This window comes from Chryseobacterium sp. Tr-659, from assembly GCF_011752975.1.
Classification (GTDB): Bacteria; Bacteroidota; Bacteroidia; order Flavobacteriales; family Weeksellaceae; genus Chryseobacterium.
This window is the reverse complement of record NZ_VWWP01000001.1, coordinates 181,426-197,622: the sequence shown is the minus strand read 5'-3', so window position 1 is coordinate 197,622 and position 16,197 is coordinate 181,426. Positions and strand designations below refer to the sequence as shown.

15 protein-coding genes are annotated in these 16,197 nt (G+C 36.1%); 10 read left to right on the top strand and 5 right to left on the bottom strand.

The annotated features are described in order from the left end of the window. Window positions 1-35: 35 nt before the first annotated feature. The 3 genes from F3J23_RS00930 to F3J23_RS00920 form a co-directional block, all read right to left on the bottom strand. On the bottom strand, window positions 36-848 hold the full coding sequence (locus F3J23_RS00930) for a hypothetical protein (RefSeq protein ID WP_167022708.1): 813 nt from the start codon (window positions 846-848) through the stop codon (window positions 36-38). A 348-nt stretch (window positions 849-1,196) separates the two neighbouring features. Further along, on the bottom strand, window positions 1,197-1,715 hold the full coding sequence (locus F3J23_RS00925; RefSeq protein ID WP_185156417.1) for a DUF6702 family protein: 519 nt from the start codon (window positions 1,713-1,715) through the stop codon (window positions 1,197-1,199). 86 nt (window positions 1,716-1,801) lie between these two features. Continuing rightward, entirely contained in the window at window positions 1,802-5,023 is a 3,222-nt protein-coding gene (locus tag F3J23_RS00920) for a S8/S53 family peptidase (RefSeq protein ID WP_167022705.1), read from the bottom strand. Window positions 5,024-5,173: 150 nt separating this feature from the next. On the opposite strand from F3J23_RS00920, the gene F3J23_RS00915 reads away from it, so the two are divergent. The 5 genes from F3J23_RS00915 to F3J23_RS21695 all read left to right on the top strand — a co-directional run bounded on the left by F3J23_RS00915 (window position 5,174) and on the right by F3J23_RS21695 (window position 9,653). Beyond that, on the top strand, window positions 5,174-5,752 hold the full coding sequence (locus F3J23_RS00915) for a HupE/UreJ family protein (RefSeq protein WP_167022702.1): 579 nt from the start codon (window positions 5,174-5,176) through the stop codon (window positions 5,750-5,752). Window positions 5,753-5,819: 67 nt separating this feature from the next. After that, the gene (locus tag F3J23_RS00910) at window positions 5,820-8,207 is read left to right on the top strand and encodes a M1 family metallopeptidase (protein WP_167022699.1); all 2,388 of its coding nucleotides are present in this window, start codon (window positions 5,820-5,822) and stop codon (window positions 8,205-8,207) included. 56 nt (window positions 8,208-8,263) lie between these two features. Further along, on the top strand, window positions 8,264-8,986 hold the full coding sequence (locus F3J23_RS00905) for a hypothetical protein (protein WP_167022696.1): 723 nt from the start codon (window positions 8,264-8,266) through the stop codon (window positions 8,984-8,986). 151 nt (window positions 8,987-9,137) lie between these two features. Then, window positions 9,138-9,278: a hypothetical protein gene (locus F3J23_RS00900; protein ID WP_167022693.1), complete on the top strand. Its 141-nt coding sequence runs from the start codon at window positions 9,138-9,140 to the stop codon at window positions 9,276-9,278. Window positions 9,279-9,518: 240 nt separating this feature from the next. Continuing rightward, complete coding sequence (locus F3J23_RS21695) at window positions 9,519-9,653, top strand: hypothetical protein (RefSeq protein WP_262888135.1); 135 nt, start codon at window positions 9,519-9,521, stop codon at window positions 9,651-9,653. A 53-nt stretch (window positions 9,654-9,706) separates the two neighbouring features. Here F3J23_RS21695 and F3J23_RS00895 read toward each other — a convergent pair whose 3' ends face one another. Both F3J23_RS00895 and F3J23_RS00890 read right to left on the bottom strand, forming a co-directional pair. Beyond that, the gene (locus tag F3J23_RS00895; protein WP_167022690.1) at window positions 9,707-10,405 is read right to left on the bottom strand and encodes a LytR/AlgR family response regulator transcription factor; all 699 of its coding nucleotides are present in this window, start codon (window positions 10,403-10,405) and stop codon (window positions 9,707-9,709) included. Continuing rightward, window positions 10,398-11,510 (bottom strand): sensor histidine kinase, encoded by a 1,113-nt coding sequence (locus tag F3J23_RS00890; RefSeq protein WP_228455242.1) that lies wholly within the window; start codon window positions 11,508-11,510, stop codon window positions 10,398-10,400. Before F3J23_RS00890 ends, F3J23_RS00895 begins: the two co-directional genes overlap by 8 nt. Window positions 11,511-11,661: 151 nt before the next feature. On the opposite strand from F3J23_RS00890, the gene F3J23_RS00885 reads away from it, so the two are divergent. The 5 genes from F3J23_RS00885 (at window position 11,662) to groES (ending at window position 16,104) form a co-directional block, all read left to right on the top strand. Then, window positions 11,662-12,354 carry a DUF2490 domain-containing protein gene (locus F3J23_RS00885; protein ID WP_167022687.1) on the top strand — a complete coding sequence of 231 codons (693 nt, stop codon included), beginning with the start codon at window positions 11,662-11,664 and terminating at the stop codon, window positions 12,352-12,354. A 29-nt stretch (window positions 12,355-12,383) separates the two neighbouring features. Then, on the top strand, window positions 12,384-13,670 hold the full coding sequence (locus F3J23_RS00880; protein ID WP_167022684.1) for a CitMHS family transporter: 1,287 nt from the start codon (window positions 12,384-12,386) through the stop codon (window positions 13,668-13,670). 47 nt (window positions 13,671-13,717) lie between these two features. Then, window positions 13,718-14,914: a cation:dicarboxylate symporter family transporter gene (locus tag F3J23_RS00875; RefSeq protein WP_167022681.1), complete on the top strand. Its 1,197-nt coding sequence runs from the start codon at window positions 13,718-13,720 to the stop codon at window positions 14,912-14,914. Between the two features lie 4 nt (window positions 14,915-14,918). After that, the gene (locus tag F3J23_RS00870) at window positions 14,919-15,710 is read left to right on the top strand and encodes a TerC family protein (protein WP_167022678.1); all 792 of its coding nucleotides are present in this window, start codon (window positions 14,919-14,921) and stop codon (window positions 15,708-15,710) included. Between the two features lie 115 nt (window positions 15,711-15,825). Continuing rightward, window positions 15,826-16,104, top strand: coding sequence for a co-chaperone GroES (gene groES, locus F3J23_RS00865; protein WP_167022675.1), 279 nt, complete (start codon window positions 15,826-15,828; stop codon window positions 16,102-16,104). Window positions 16,105-16,197: the final 93 nt, after the last annotated feature.

Below are 16,197 nucleotides of genomic sequence, written 5' to 3'. Positions count from 1 at the left end.
ACGGGAATTTTTACTTTAACCTGTTTATTTCTTTTTTAATCACCGATTCGGAATACCAATAACTGGGTTGAATTTGCTGCTAAAGACATTCCGGGGCCGCTGCAATTACCAGACTGCCCTCTTCCTAAATGAATCTGCCAGTTTACGTTAGCCGTAACTGTTGTAGCATAGGTAATTGTACCTCCATGATTAGATAGAGCTCCCTCGGTATGAGATGCTGTATTATGAATTCTGGTTGTGGTTGCATTAAGGGGGAAGTCTACAAAATAAGAACTGATAGTACATCCTGTATTATTATGAGTAGCTTCATACACCACAGTCATCTGATAAGTTCCTGCCGGAAAAGTTATGACACTTGATCCTGTATTATAAGTTAATCCCGGAATTGAGTTTTTAACCACAGACATCGGAACAACTTGAGAACCTCCTGCTGCTACCCCATTCAAAAAGTTTGTCTGTCCGGTTTCTAATCTGAATACTGCCGGCGTTGGGATAGACAGAGCACTAAGTGTTCCAATGGTTTTAACCACACCGGTAGCATCCAATACCATGAGAGGGTCTGTCATCGTATTTCCGATTGTGGTTCCTTGTAAACGTAAAGGATTTGTTCCGTTTACATGAAGCTTGTTTGTAGGTACTGTAATACCTATCCCCATATTTCCCGCTGTGGTAACAGCCACATCATTAGCCTGCTGGGCAGCATTTGGAACTCCGGTAGTGGGGTTATCTTTCGCTCCATCAATATTAAAAACCCCTTGGGGATTAGTTGTATTTATCCCTACTTGGGCAACAAAAAATGTAGTTGTAAAAAGCAGCACGAATGCCGAATAGTAATGTTTTGGTTTCATGATATGATAATTTGGTTAATCTTATCGGTAAAGTCTAAATCCAATTTAAAAAAGATCACTTATAAAGTATTATGCAAAACAAATACATATAAAAAAACTAAGATCTAAAACATCATATCCAAAATCATAATCACAAATAAAAATGACAATAAAACATAATTCTTTAAAAGATGATAATAGTTTCTAATAAAAAAATAAATAGATAACGATAATTTTAAAAAAATATCATTAAATAATCTTCAATAAAATTAATCAACAAATAGTGAACTAATATTACATAATTTCAACATTCTCAAAAAAAAACAGTTACTATTATGTAACTGCTTAATTATAAATACTATCGAAAGATTAATATTGTTTATACAAATACCGGTTGGGATATGACAGCTTTTCGCTTTTTCTATCTCCGTTCACAATGATATGAACAATATTAATCTGGTCATCAAAAAGATTGTACAGAAAACTTACGGCAGCTTCTACTTTTTTAGGAGGGTTTGCCGGCTCAGATTCCAAAAAGACATTTACAGATTCATGATCTTCTTCATAGCCTACATAATTTACTTTCAGGAATTTATTATCTGATTTTAATTTAAAATATTCTGTGCAATATTTTTGTAATGCATCATTCAGTTTGGCTTTATATTTTTCATCATTGAAGTGGAAAGTTTCACCGTATTTCTTCCCTAAGCCGTTCTCAAGGTCGTCAAGAAAAAATCTTCCAATAATTTCAAATGTTTTTGATTTTGAATTATAATTAATTTCCACAGATCCCACATGATAAGGATGCAATGCATCAACTCTCATAAAACCCTGAAAAACCATGATTGTTAACAATAAAAGAAATCCACCAAAAAACTTACGCAACATTTGATTCTGTATTTAGATAACAAATATAGAAAAAGCAGCAGTTATAAAACTGCTGCTTTTTTATCCTGTACTGGTATATAATTTATTTATTGTTTAATTATTTTTTTAGTAACCACAGTATTATCATTCAATGTAATGGTAAACAGATAGGTTCCTCTTATTAGTTCAGAAACATCAATTTTAGTAGAATTAGCATTTACATTTACCGTTTTAATCAGTTTTCCTGAAACATCATAAATGGTTATCAAACCTTTAGAATATCTTCCTAAGCTTACATTTACAAAATCTTTTGCCGGATTCGGGGTGATGTTCACTTCTGAGTTTAGCTTAACATCAGCTGTTCCCAATGTTGAATTTGTCTTCACAAAATACCCACCAAATCCTGTGGTCTGGAAGCTCACTTCCCAATATTGGTAAGTATCGTTCCACATAATATCGGCAATATTCGGAGTAATAATCGTTGCAGCACTTCCAAAAGAAGCTACTGTACCGGTATTACTCGTTCCATCATATTTTTCAATAATAAGGTTAGCTTTGTTTGCGGCATCAGTAGGAGAAGTAGGCAGCTTAACTGTATTTGTAAGGTTATAAGCATCAAATTCTGCCTGTTTAAAATAAAGAGTTACTTTTCCGGTTGCTGAGGATGCATTGGCTGCCGGATTGATTTCAAATCTTCTTGAAACATAATTTGGCTGAGCATTGTCTACCCATACTTTTGAAGTCACACTTCCTGTTACAGTACTTGCTGCTTCTTTTTCAACTCTCGAAATAAGCTGACAGGAGTTGGTAAAATAATTATACCCGTTTGCCACTGTAATGGCTTTAGTTTGATTGGATGTTGCCAGATTCTTTACTTCTGCAATATTTTCATATACTGTTGCTCTCATTTTAAGATCAAAAGTTCGGGAAGTCCAGGTTGTACCGTCTGTAGAAGTTTTAGATCTGTTATTAACCACCGCATTTTCTGCTTTCATAGCAATTCTTCCTCCTAAACCGTTAACTACAATATAAAATTCTTTTCCGGTTGTGGTTTGTACATTCAGATCTGAAAGATTAATGTAGTTCCAGGTAAATCTTTGTGTATTATTCAGCCAGGAAGTAATGGTTTTAGTGGCAATAATATCTCCCGGATTTCCATTCGCATCCACTTTTCTGATCTGAATATCTACCGGAATATCTGAAGTAAGCGTGGTTCCTGTTAAAAAGGAGAAACCTCCCAGCTTTCCAGTTAATGCAGGGGTATACCGAACCGCTAAAGCAGTGTTATCAAAGTAATAATTAGCTTCTGTATTGGCTATAACATAAGGTTCATCATAACCTACAACTTCAAAATTAGATTTCACACATCCTAATTCATCAGTAACGGCTTTATAGATATCTAATTTACCATATCCCCATCTTGTGTTGGGAACAGTTCCTGTAGCCCCATCCATTCTGGCATTAGAGGTAAGACGTGCCTTTACCTGTGCCGCCGTTAATGCCGGATTGGCCTGAAGCAGTAATCCTACAGCTCCTGCAATTCCAGGCGAAGACATACTCGTTCCCTGGTTTTTTACATAATAATTGGTACCGGCAATAATATCTGTTGTTCCGGGAGAAGAATCTGCTGATCTCGAAGAAATGACATTCTGCCCTGAGCCCGCAATATCTGGTTTCAGAAATCCATCAGCTCTAGGGCCTTGGGAACTAAATGAAGATATTGATTCTTGCGGAGTCAGTGTATAATAACCACTTGTTCCGCTATACCAGCTTGCCCTTCCCATGTAAGATGCCACAGTAATGGCATTGGAAGCATTTCCGGGAGTTCCTACAATATACTCATTATCTCCGTTTTGAAGTGTTGTTGTTACTCCCTGGCTATAAAGCCAGCCGTGGGTAGTGATCTGCTGGGCTCCATTGTTGGTAATTTCCAATGTATAATTACCCTGGCAATTAGCTGTAGAACCTGAAACTCTGCTAATCACCAGCTGAACATATCGTTTATTGTTATCTGTACTCCAATAATTATACATTGCAGCTATAAATCCACCCCCTAAAATACTATGGTTTGTGGTTGTACTTATATTCTGGGTATACTGCTGGCCATCCGGTGTTGTTAGTTTTGCCGTAACAGCTGTATTATCATTAGCATACATTAAAAAAGAAAAAACAGATGCTGCAGAAGTATTACTTGCCACTGTGAAGCTATAAGTCTGTGCAGCATTAGGTTCTATATCTACTTTTCGGTGAAGATTGGCTCCATAATCATTTCCGGCAGAAATAACCACTACCCTTCCCGGGCCTGAAGTTGTAAAATTATTAACCGCCACTTCATGAGAAGCTGTTCCGTCATGTGCACTTCCCTGCCCTCCGATACTCATATTGACAACGATGGGTTTATTGAGAGCTGTTGCTACATTTTTGAAATAAGTTAAAGCATTGATCGTATTAGTAGTAGGAAAAGATCCGTTACCACCTTTTACAAATACAATATCTGCATCAGAGGAAAATCCTTTATGTCTTTTATCTGCAAAAGCAGCACCATTTCCGGCTGCCGTTCCTGAAACGTGAGTACCATGTCCGTTCGTATCATTTTCACGAACAAAACCTGTAGGCGTACCATCAAGTTCGTCCTCAATCTGTGCTCTTGTATATTCTACCCCTGTTGAAAACCCTGTTGGTGTTGTTTCTCCCGATTGTGCTGTTAAGGTCTGATCCCAAATGGAAACAATCCGGCTCTTTGTCTGATCATCTGCTTTTCTGAAATCCGGGTGTTTCCAGTCTATTCCGGTATCATAAATCCCAACCAAAACACCAGTTCCGTTATAAGCTGTATTATTAAAAGCTCCATCTTGTAAAAGACTCGCCCCGGATTGTGCTCTGCTTACATCATTGTGAAGTTCATCAAAAGCAGGAGCCATTACAGAGGTTACATAGGGAAGCTGCATTAGTCTTTCGATGTCATCAATAGTAACTAAAGCCGTAGAAAAGGTTGGCAGCTGGCTCTGAACCAAAAAACCGTCAGATTTCAATTTTTCCGGTTCTTTTGTATAGATAATACATGAATACATGGTTTGTGCTCCTTTAGAGGTTACCACCAAATGCTGATCCAGTTTCATATCAGCACGTTCAAGTTCTTTTATGACTCTCCCTTTTGCAATACTCTCCTTGTTCTTCAATAAAACATCAAATCTGGAATCAAGTTTTTGTACTTGACCGTAAAAAGCGTAGGAATACAATCCTAAAAAAGCTGCAGTAGCATTTCTGAGAAGCTTCGCTCCTCCATGTGAAATGTTTACTTTTGTAAAGAATAATTTTTTAATATCCATTGTTATTTTTTTGCAATACAATTATACAATTTTTATTCGACACAAAGATATTTCACCATATCAACAATTAAAAACAAACAAAAAATAAAACAAATACAGTAAATTAACCTTTTTAACAAAATATTCAAATTCTAATAATTCATATTCAAAATGCAGGATTTTCTATTTTACTTACACCTTGGGTGGGAGCACATCATCTCTCTGGATGCCTTAGATCATCAGTTATTTGTACTGGCACTGATTGCTGTTTATTCTTACAGTGACTGGAAAAAGATTCTGATTCTTGTCACCGCATTTACTATCGGGCATTCTATTACACTGGCTCTAAGTATTCTTGATGTTTTCAGAGTACCTTCCGATTGGGTTGAATTTTTAATTCCCCTCACTATCGTTCTGACCTCACTGGATAATATCATCATGAAAAATCAAAAACAAACACTGATGCGGGCTAATTATTATCTTGCTTTAATCTTCGGTCTCGTCCACGGAATGGGATTTGCCAACACAGCAAGAGTTATGATTGCAAAAAGCCAAAGTATTGCAGTACCACTTTTAGGATTCAATATTGGTCTGGAACTGGGGCAAATCGTGATTGTTGCTGCTATTTTGATTATCCTCTTTATTCTTCTCAATCTTTTTAAAGTGAATAAAAAAGACTGGATTCTATTTGTTTCTTCCGGAGTATTTGCTTTATCTCTAAAAATGACTTTGGAAAGGATTCCTTTTTAAAAATGAAATATTTTTATTTTTTCGATAGCTTATTACTATCTTTGATCATTAAAAAATCAATTCGGTTATGAAACTAAAAGTTGTTATACTTTCACTTTCTGTATTTACTTATACAGGTTTCACCGCACAAAATATTCAGAATAATCCCGGCAGCAATCATGGAAATAGGTTTGAGCAGCTGGGAACCATTCTCCCGACACCCAATATTTACAGAACCGCTTCCGGAGCTCCCGGACACGGATACTGGCAAAACAGGGCGGATTACAACATTACCGCCTATCTCGATGAAGATAAAAGGAATCTGAAAGGTTCGGAAACGGTGACTTATTACAATAATTCTCCGGATGAGCTTGATTATATCTGGTTACAGCTTGATGAAAATGAACACTCAAGCATAAAAAACGCAGGATATGATGCTTCTTCTGTTCTTCGCCCTTCCACTACAGATCAGCAGCTAAAAGCAACTGAGCTTCCCGTAAAAGATAACGGTTATGGAGTAAATCTTGAAAAGGTAACGGATGCTTCCGGTAATCCTTTAAAATATACCGTCAACAAAACCATGATGCGTATTGACCTTCCAAAAGTTTTGAAGAAAGGTGAAAAATTCGTTTTCAAAGTAGACTGGAACTACAATATTTCCAACAGGATGAAAATGGGTGGCCGCGGCGGTTATGAAAACTTCCCTGAAGATGGCAATGATCTTTATACAATGGCTCAATGGTACCCGAGAATGTGTGTTTACAGTGACTTCCAGGGCTGGCAGAATCATCAGTTTACAGGAAGAGGAGAATTCGCTTTGGTATTCGGAGATTTTAAAGTTTCAATGAATGTTCCTGCCGATCACATTGTAGGGGGAACCGGAGAATGCAAAAACTACGATCAGGTATTGACTTCTGACCAGTTATCAAGATACAGAAAAGCAGAAAATGCATCTGAACCTATAGAAATTGTAACTCTGGATGAGGCTAAAAAAGCAGAGAAAAATCATTCAAAACAAAGAAAAACCTGGGTTTTTGAAGCTAAGGATGTTCGTGATTTTGCATGGACTTCTTCCAGAAAATTTGTCTGGGACGGAATGCGTGTAATCATTCCTGAAAATAATAATAAGGTAATGGCAATGAGTTTCTATCCTAAAGAATCTTATGGCCTGTACAGAAAGTTTTCTACAAAAGCGGTAGCACATACCATTAAAACGTATTCTGAATTTACTATTCCATATCCATATCCTGTAGCTCAATCTGTAGAGGCTGCTAACGGAATGGAGTATCCAATGATCTGCTTCAATTTCGGAAGAACCGAGAAAGACGGAACCTATTCTGAAGGAATTAAAAACGGAATGATTGGTGTAGTCATCCATGAAGTAGGACACAACTTCTTCCCTATGATCATTAATTCTGATGAAAGACAATGGGCATGGATGGATGAAGGGCTAAATACATTCACAGAATATCTTACGGAAGAAAAATGGGATAATAAATTTCCATCTAAAAGAGGGCCGGCATGGACGATCGTAGATTATATGAAACTTCCGAAGGATCAACTGGAACCTATCATGAGCAATTCTGAAAATATTGTTCAGTATGGCCCGAATGCTTATTCAAAACCGGCTACAGGATTGAATATTCTTCGTGAAACCATTATGGGAAGAGAACTTTTCGATAAAGCTTTTAAAACCTATGCTAAAAGATGGGCATTTAAACATCCTGAACCTGCAGACCTTTTCCGCACGATGGAAGATGCCAGCGGTGAAGATCTTGACTGGTTCTGGAGAGGCTGGTTCTATGGTACAGATCCTGTAGACATCGCTATTGACAAAGTAACAGTAGCTGTTCCGGATTTAACAACCAATCCAAAAGCAGCTTCAGAAATGAAGTATCAGGTAGAAAAACCATTAGTCAGCAGCTTTGAGGACCTTTCAAAAATCAGAAACAGAGAAGATAAGAATATTAAATTCTATGTTGATCAGGATAAAGAAGCTCAGGATTTCTATTACAGATATGACAGAGGACAGGAGAAGGTTGATAATACAAAGGAATATACTATTAAAACGGATGCAGGAATTCCTTTGGATGCGAAGGATAAAGATAAATTCAAAAACCTGACCGCTTATCAGATCGATTTTGTCAACAAGGGCGGGCTTGTAATGCCGATTATTCTTGAATTTACTTTTGAAGACGGTTCAAAATTATATGATAAATCTGCAGCACAGATCTGGAGACTGAATGAACAAAAAGTCTCGAAGACCTATTATTTTGATAAGAAATTAAAATCAATTCAGCTTGACCCAATGAGAGAAACAGCAGATATTGATACGACCAATAATTTCTGGAGCAGCGCAGGGTCTGGTACGGAAACTTCAAAATTCCAACTGTTTAAACAAAAGCAGGAAGCCGGTTCTGTAAGAGGAGGTGCGAATGGTAAGGTAAATCCAATGCAGGCAGCTGGAAAAAGCTAAAAATCAAAAGGTTGTAACGTTCAATCTATACAGCACTACTTATTAGTAAAAAGACTATGAGAACATTTCTTTTCCTTTTGCTACTAAGTAGTGCTCATTTTTTTTCTCAAAAACTCCTTACCCCGGAAAACTCCGGAATTGATTCCAAGCGAATAAAAGACGAAACTTCTGAAACGGTCTGGTATGCCGAGAATGCAGGTTCAAGAATAGAAGTAGGGAACATTATTACAGAAACCCGAAAGTTAAATAAAACGGATCTTCTTATCAGGACCACCGTAAAGCTGAAACAAGCTCCGGATGCTGCTTGGACAGATTCCACTATTGTAAAAGCATCTGATTTTCTACCCGTCTATCATTCTTCTTTCAATATGATGAGAGATATGGTTCTTAAATCTGATAGGGATAAAGTAACCGGATATTATCTGGATAAAAAGTCCGGTAAAAAAGACGTTATCGATACCCAGGTAAAAAATTATTTTGACAGCAGCAGCTACCCTATGCTGATAAGATTTCTCCCTTTAAAAGAAGGTTATACTGCTGATATTTCTATTTTTGATTACAACCCCAAATCTGAGAAAAAAGGGATGATGAAAGCCTATATTCTGGAAGTAAAAAAATCAGATTATAAAGGTAAACCTACATGGGTTGTAAAAACTACTGATGATATTTCCAACAAGATGACCACTACTACTTATTATATTGATGTTCAGACCAGAAAAGCTCTGAAGCAGGATATGGATATGAATGGAAGAAAAATGTCTTTAGAACTTATTCAATAAATACGGCTTACAAACAACCGGCTCTCGTCTATAAACAACATAACAACCTGGTTAAAAACACGTTATATTTGATTCAACAAAAAACACCAAATGTCAAAAACCTGATTGACTTTAAATGCTCAGGAAATACCAATCAAATATTATATTAATTATGAAAAATGCAAAACCATTAAGCAGAGAGCTTCAGAAAGCAATCAATGGAGGTGCTTCTGCGGCAAAAATCGTTTGCTGTGAGCGTGATGATAACGGAAAATGTACTTTATGGATAGGAACGGGACGACATTGTCCTTAGTTCTATCATTTGATAGCAATTGACTAGAAAGCCGGAAGTTTCCGGCTTTCTTTGTTTACATTCCTTTCTGCTTATTAATCGTCAGTAACTGATAATCAAAATTTTATTAAAAAAAAAGAAATAAAATATATCACATAATAAGGAAAAATATTATCTTTGATTCACTTCTTTTACACCAAATGTCAAAGTCCTGATTGACTTTAAATGCTCAGGAATCTACAAATCAAAATATTATTAACTATGAAAAATGCAAAACCATTAAGCAGAGAGCTTCAGAAAGCAATCAATGGAGGAGCAGGAGGACGCTTTTGTTGTGAATACAACTACAAAGGACTATGCATCCTGTGGATTGGACCGGGACAACAATGCCCGTAATTAATTCTCTGAAAACAAATTACAATAAGGCCGGAATTTTCCGGCCTTATTTTTTAGCTTAAATACTCTTTTAGATTCTTTTTATAGGTTCTTCCCAACGGAAGCTGCTCTCCGTTTTTAAGATAAACACTGTTAGAATCATAGGAATTGATATGCCTGGAAAGTACAATATAGGATTTATGAATTCTGATAAAACCGAAATGATGAAATTTCTCTTCAAAATTTGACATTCTCTCCAAAATCATGTACTTTTTCAATGGGGTCATCAAAACAATATATTCTCCAAATCCCTGTATCCAAAGAATATCTTTAAGAAACACTTTATTCATCACATAATTGGATTTAAACATGATATAGTCTTCCTGATGTTGATGATTAGCCGAATTTTTAAATTGAAAAAAATCTTTTGCTTTGTTGACCGCCTTTTTAAAAGTATCAAAATCCACAGGTTTGATAAGATAATGAACAACATCCAATTCAAATGCTTTCACTGCATATTTTGATTCCAGTGTAAGGAAAATACATAGAGGTGGATCTGAAAGCTGCTGCAAAAGTTCAACTCCATTAATGCCCGGCATATTGATATCGAAAACAACCAGATCCACTTTATTCGTTTTCAGAAAAGCAAGTGCTTCTTCCGGCTTCTGAAATGAAGCCAGCAGCTCAACATCTTCAAGCTGTTCACAATATTGTTTTACAAGCTGCAATGCAGGATATTCGTCATCTACATTAACGATAGTAAGATTAGCCATTGATAGTAATTGTTAAAGCAATTTTATATTGATCACTCTCTTTAGGCCCTGAATAAAATTCATACTGATCCGGATAAAATTTTTCCAATATATGAATAATTGCTTCATTACCCAATCCGTGATAATTAGATTCAACCGCATCAATTCTATCTTTCCCGACAGAATTTATAATTTCAAAATACAATTCAGAACGCTCAATATTACAGAATAATTTTATAAAACCATCAGCATCTTCTCCTATTGCCGAGTGTTTTAATGCATTTTCAAATAAAGTAAGAAGTATTGCAGACGGAATTTCTGCAATGTCAAATTCTTCCTGATCTTCAATATCCATGGCAATATCAAGCTGATTATTATATTTAAGCTGATACAAAGCCGCAAGAGCTTTCAATGAAGAAAATTCCTGAGAAACCGTTACTTTTTCTTTCCCACTGTCATAAATGATATATTTAAGAAGCCTGCTCAACTGCAAAATAGAATCCGAGGTTTTCTCAGAATGAGTAAAACTGTTGGCATATATATTATTAAGAGTATTCAGTAAAAAATGAGGGTTCAGCTTAGATTTCAGTAAATCAAGATAAAGCTGGTCCTTCTCTTCTCCAAGGCTGATTACATCCTGTTCAATTAAAAATTTGTCTTTGGTAATTCCCAGAAACGAAGCAACAAGGATAACGATTCCCTGTGAAATGTAAACATTATAGAGAAAACCTACATGATATCCTTGTTTACTGAAATCCATTTCAAAGATTGCAGGTTCCCAAAGAATTCGGAAAAGGCTGGAAATCAAAAAACAGATTAAAGCATAGAGTATAAACTCCGGATATCTGTTGGATAGATAGAACCGGGGTACAAGATAATAATACACCAGATAATAAATTCCGATATTAAAAATCGTGTTTAAAATAATGCTTATTGCCAGTTCAGTAGAATCCAGGAAGTAGTTTTCGGTGAAATAAGTCATCAAAATGAAGATAAAAAGGAAAAAAATATGCTGAAACCTCAACAGGAATTTCCAACGATACTTCATAAGGCTTTCCAGAATTTTACCATTAAATAAAATTCTGATAATCAATAATATAATAATAAAATTAATGATTAAAAACATAGTCCATACCTTATTTTGAAACGCATCAAATATAATATCTTTTTGTCTCAAAATGCAGTTCGTTGAGAAAAACTGCCATTGATTGAAAAAATCAAAAGCCGCTTCTTCTAATAAATATATTTGAGAAACTACAATATTAATCAAATATTACATGAAACTTAATATACAATTAACGCTTATTTTATCATTTTGCCTGGTAAGTGGACTTTTTAATGCCCAGAGTAAGGATAATTATAATATGTGGTTTCAGTACCTGATGTCAGCAAAGATTACTGATAAAAGTACTTTAACTGCCCTTACCCAATACCGTTCATTTGATTTGGCCTATGATACAAGACTTTTTCTTGTGAATGCCTATGTAGACTATGAAGTCGTAGAAAATATAAAGCCTGCTGCGGGGTTTATGTTTTTAATTCTAGAGTCTTATAATACTGATGATTCTAAAAAAATAAGATATGAAAAAAGACCTTTTCAACAGGTAACTGCTGATTATTACATTGGCAGAACTTCAATATCAAACCGACTCAGAGTGGAAGAACGATTTCTCAGCAATCCGGATGAATTCGAGGTAAGGATCCGATATCTGATTTCCGTCAGAATTCCTTTCAATAAAAAAGGGGAAAAGGAAAGGCTTTACGGTATTCTTAAAAATGAAATAAGAATGAACATTGATAAGGAAGAACCCTTCGACAGCAACCGTATTACCGCAGGCCTTGGCATAAAAACGGGGAAAAATTCTGCTTTGGAAATTGCCTTTATCAATCAGCTGGAAACCGGAAAAACAAGTAACTACGGCTTTATAGGTTTCAGAAATACTTTTGACTGGAGAAAGAAAAATCAATAACACCATCTTAAATCTATATAAAACTAACTATGCTTACATTTCTCGGCTTTTTAATGATTTTCATCTTCATGATCCTCATCATGAACAAAAAGATGACGCCTCTTACTGCTCTCGTTCTTATTCCCGTACTTATTGCTGTGATTGCGGGTTTTGGTCCTGATTTGGGCAAAATGATGAAAGATGGGGTAAAAGAAATTGCCCTTACCGGAGTCATGCTCATTTTTGCGATCCTCTATTTCAGTCTGATGATTGATACAGGGCTCTTTGAACCGCTTGTCAATACGATATTGAAAGCGGTAGGAGATAATCCGGTAAAAACCACCATTGGAACGGCCATTCTTACAACACTGGTTTCTTTAGATGGCGATGGCTCTTCTACTTATATTATTGTTGTTGCTGCTTTGCTTCCGCTCTACAAAAAGCAAGGCATGAACCCTTTGGTGCTCACCTGTATTATTATGCTGGCCGGAGGAATTATGAACATTTTACCCTGGGGAGGTCCTACTGCAAGGGTGATGAGCTCTCTGAAACTCGGTCACACAGAGATATTTGTTCCAATGATTCCCGTAATGCTGATAGGAATTGTCTGGGTAATCATTGTTGCCTATATCCTTGGGATCAGGGAGAAAAAAAGAATAGCAGCACATGGAAAATATACAAAATATAGCGGCCAGGATATTGCTGGCGAAAATGATCCTGCTTTACGCCGTCCCAAATTAATTATTGTTAATCTGATTTTGACAATGATTCTTTTAACCGTAATGATTCTTGATATTATTCCCTTAGGAATTGCTTTTATGATTGCTTTCTGTATAGCTTCTGTCATCAATTATCCTAAACTGAAAGACCAACAGAAGATTATTTCAAAACATGCTGGCAATGCCTTATCTGTTGCAGGAATGATTTTTGGAGCAGGAATTTTCACGGGAATTCTGAACGGTACCGGAATTATGACCTCTATGGGAAACAGTATTATTGATATTGTTCCTAAAAGCTGGGGAGGTTATTTGAATGTTATTACTGCCATATTCAGTGTTCCGTTAACTTTTTTCCTTACCAATGATGCTTACTATTTTGGAATTTTGCCTGTTATTACTTCCACCGGTCATCAACTAGGTATTTCTCCCGATATTTTAGGCCGTGCAAGTCTTGTGGGCCAGGCATCTCACTTGTTAAGCCCTTTGGTTCCTTCAACTTATTTATTGGTATCATTGGCTGGTGTTGAGTTTTCTGACCATTTGAAATTTACGTTGAAATGGGCAATCGGGTCTTCTATCGTCATGCTGCTTAGCGCATTGGCTCTTGGGATTATTTAAGGTAAATTCTGTAAATTTCGTGTTCTTATTTAACAAAAAGAAATAGGGTGAAACCATTATTCAAGCAAAAAACTTTTACAGACTCCTATTTAAGGAACCTTACTCTGTATGTATTCACAGCCATTATCTGTGGAGCATTAACCGGTTATTATTTTCCGGAAATCAGCAAACGCCTGGAAAAAGTAAGTCATTATTTTTTTGTACTTCTTGAGGTTCTGATAGTTCCTGTAATTTTCATTGCAGTGACTTATGGGATAAGTTATATTTTCAGTATTAAAAACGCCTTCAGAATTGTAGGGCAAATGGTCCTTTATTTCCTTATCATTACTTCTGTCAGTATCGTATTAGGGTTTTCTTTTGCTTTTCTGTTAAAACCGGGGGCCAATACCGGAATTAACCTGGCAACTCTTAATAAAAGTTTGCCGGAGCGTTTTTTGATCCAAACTCACAATCCATTATATCTCAGCAATTATGTAATCTTACTTCTCTTATCAATCTCAACAGGTATTTTTATAGGCATTTCTAAGGGAAAAGATAAAATTCTTCATTTTTTGGATGAAGGGAAAAATTTCTTTTTTAAACTGATCAAATATGTCTATATCTTCCTTCCCATCGTTATTTTCTGCAATATCGCTTATGCTATATCCGTGTATGGAATTAATACTTTATTGCCGCTCAGTAAGATTGTAGCGACTGTTTATCTTGCCTGCCTTTTTTTTATTTTCGGAATATTGGGAGTAGTTACCGCTTATTTTAAAATTAACCTATGGGATCTTCTGATCAGCATTAAAGAAGAAATCATTCTGGTGGTAGCTACCTCTTCTTCCAAGACGGCTTTCCCTATGATTTTTGACAAGATGGAATCACAGGGGTATGATCGAAAAATTCTTCGTTTTGTGATCCCTCTCGGTTATAATTTCAACCTGGCAGGAGCATGTATTTACCTTTCTATTTCATCTATTTTCCTTGTTCAGTTTTATAATATTTCTCTTAATATACAAGATTATTTCTCGCTTTTCATCATCATTTCAATTGCATCGAAAACAGCTTCAGGTGTGCCAGGATCGGGTTTTCTTGCCTTAATATTCACTCTGAGCCGATTCGGAAAAATTCCTGTTACCGATCTTGCTTTACTCTACAGCGTAGACCGCTTTATGAATGAAGCCAGATCTCTTACCAATTTCATTGGCATCACTATTTCTGCTGCCATTATTTCCAAACTTAATCAAAATACTACTCTTTAAAAAAATGATACTTCCTGATTTTACACACCTCCTTAATGATATTCTTCAAAATCCTACAAAATCTATGGCCATTATTGCCAATCTGATCCTTATTGAAAGCTTACTTTCCGTAGACAATGCCGCAGTATTGGCCACTATTGTGATGGACCTGCCGGAGCATCAAAGAAAAAGAGCCTTAAAATACGGAATATTGGGAGCTTATGTCTTTCGCGGACTGGCCCTTATTTTCGCATCCGTACTGATTTCCGTATGGTGGTTAAAACCTTTGGGAGGTGTATATCTGATCTACATTGCCGTTGACTGGTTTATCAAGAAATTTAAAAATAAAAACGAGGAAGAGGAGCAGGAAGAAAATCCTGACAAAGAATCCAGCTGGCTGTATAGAAATTCCATTGGGCTTATGGGTAAATTCTGGGCTACCGTTGCACTGGTAGAAGTAATGGACCTTGCTTTTTCTATTGATAATGTTTTTGCCGCTGTGGCTTTTTCAGATAATCTGCTTCTTATTACTCTTGGGGTTTTCATTGGGATCTTAGCTATGAGATTTATTGCTCAATGGTTTGTTCGTCTCATGCAAAAATTCCCTTTTCTGGAAACGGCAGCATTTATTGTTATTGCTATTTTAGGGATTAAACTTAGTCTCTCTTTATATGAACACTTCTACCCTTCCACAGCTTTTGCCCATTTTTTAAGCAGCCATACGATGGAAATTCTGGTTTCCACCATTACCGTTCTTCTGTTTGTAGTACCTGTAGCAACCAGTTATCTTTTCGGGTTTCCTTCTCGCAAAAAATAATTTTTCTGCCAAATTTTCACATTCGGAAATAAAAGTCTGCCATTTCAGCCATCAGCGTCTCATGGCATACATTTAGAGAAATACAATGCAGAAATAATTAATAAATAAACATATTATGTCAGTAAACTTTAAACCATTGGCAGACAGAGTTCTGGTAGAGCCAATCGCAGCAGAAACTAAAACAGCTTCAGGTATTATCATCCCGGATACTGCAAAGGAAAAGCCGCAAGAAGGTACTGTAGTGGCAGTAGGTCCTGGTAAAAAGGATGAGCCTACAACTGTTCAGGTAGGTGACAAAGTTCTTTATGGAAAATATTCAGGAGCTGAATTGAAGTTAGAAGGTAAAGATTACTTAATCGTAAGAGAAGCTGATTTATTGGGGGTTATTGGATAAGACTCCAGATATAAGACATCAGATTTCAGATTTAAAACTGAATAAAAAATAATTTTCAAATAATGCTTGGCGTCTAATATCTGACGTCTAACA

What these genes read in the sequence shown, in the direction of transcription:
- F3J23_RS00930 (WP_167022708.1), bottom strand. Translation starts at nt 848, where the DNA reads ATGAAACCAAAACATTACTATTCGGCATTCGTGCTGCTTTTTACAACT.
- F3J23_RS00925 (WP_185156417.1), bottom strand. Translation starts at nt 1,715, where the DNA reads ATGTTGCGTAAGTTTTTTGGTGGATTTCTTTTATTGTTAACAATCATG.
- F3J23_RS00920 (WP_167022705.1), bottom strand. Translation starts at nt 5,023, where the DNA reads ATGGATATTAAAAAATTATTCTTTACAAAAGTAAACATTTCACATGGA.
- F3J23_RS00915 (WP_167022702.1), top strand. Translation starts at nt 5,174, where the DNA reads ATGCAGGATTTTCTATTTTACTTACACCTTGGGTGGGAGCACATCATC.
- F3J23_RS00910 (WP_167022699.1), top strand. Translation starts at nt 5,820, where the DNA reads ATGAAACTAAAAGTTGTTATACTTTCACTTTCTGTATTTACTTATACA.
- F3J23_RS00905 (WP_167022696.1), top strand. Translation starts at nt 8,264, where the DNA reads ATGAGAACATTTCTTTTCCTTTTGCTACTAAGTAGTGCTCATTTTTTT.
- F3J23_RS00900 (WP_167022693.1), top strand. Translation starts at nt 9,138, where the DNA reads ATGAAAAATGCAAAACCATTAAGCAGAGAGCTTCAGAAAGCAATCAAT.
- F3J23_RS21695 (WP_262888135.1), top strand. Translation starts at nt 9,519, where the DNA reads ATGAAAAATGCAAAACCATTAAGCAGAGAGCTTCAGAAAGCAATCAAT.
- F3J23_RS00895 (WP_167022690.1), bottom strand. Translation starts at nt 10,405, where the DNA reads ATGGCTAATCTTACTATCGTTAATGTAGATGACGAATATCCTGCATTG.
- F3J23_RS00890 (WP_228455242.1), bottom strand. Translation starts at nt 11,510, where the DNA reads ATGTTTTTAATCATTAATTTTATTATTATATTATTGATTATCAGAATT.
- F3J23_RS00885 (WP_167022687.1), top strand. Translation starts at nt 11,662, where the DNA reads ATGAAACTTAATATACAATTAACGCTTATTTTATCATTTTGCCTGGTA.
- F3J23_RS00880 (WP_167022684.1), top strand. Translation starts at nt 12,384, where the DNA reads ATGCTTACATTTCTCGGCTTTTTAATGATTTTCATCTTCATGATCCTC.
- F3J23_RS00870 (WP_167022678.1), top strand. Translation starts at nt 14,919, where the DNA reads ATGATACTTCCTGATTTTACACACCTCCTTAATGATATTCTTCAAAAT.
- groES (WP_167022675.1), top strand. Translation starts at nt 15,826, where the DNA reads ATGTCAGTAAACTTTAAACCATTGGCAGACAGAGTTCTGGTAGAGCCA.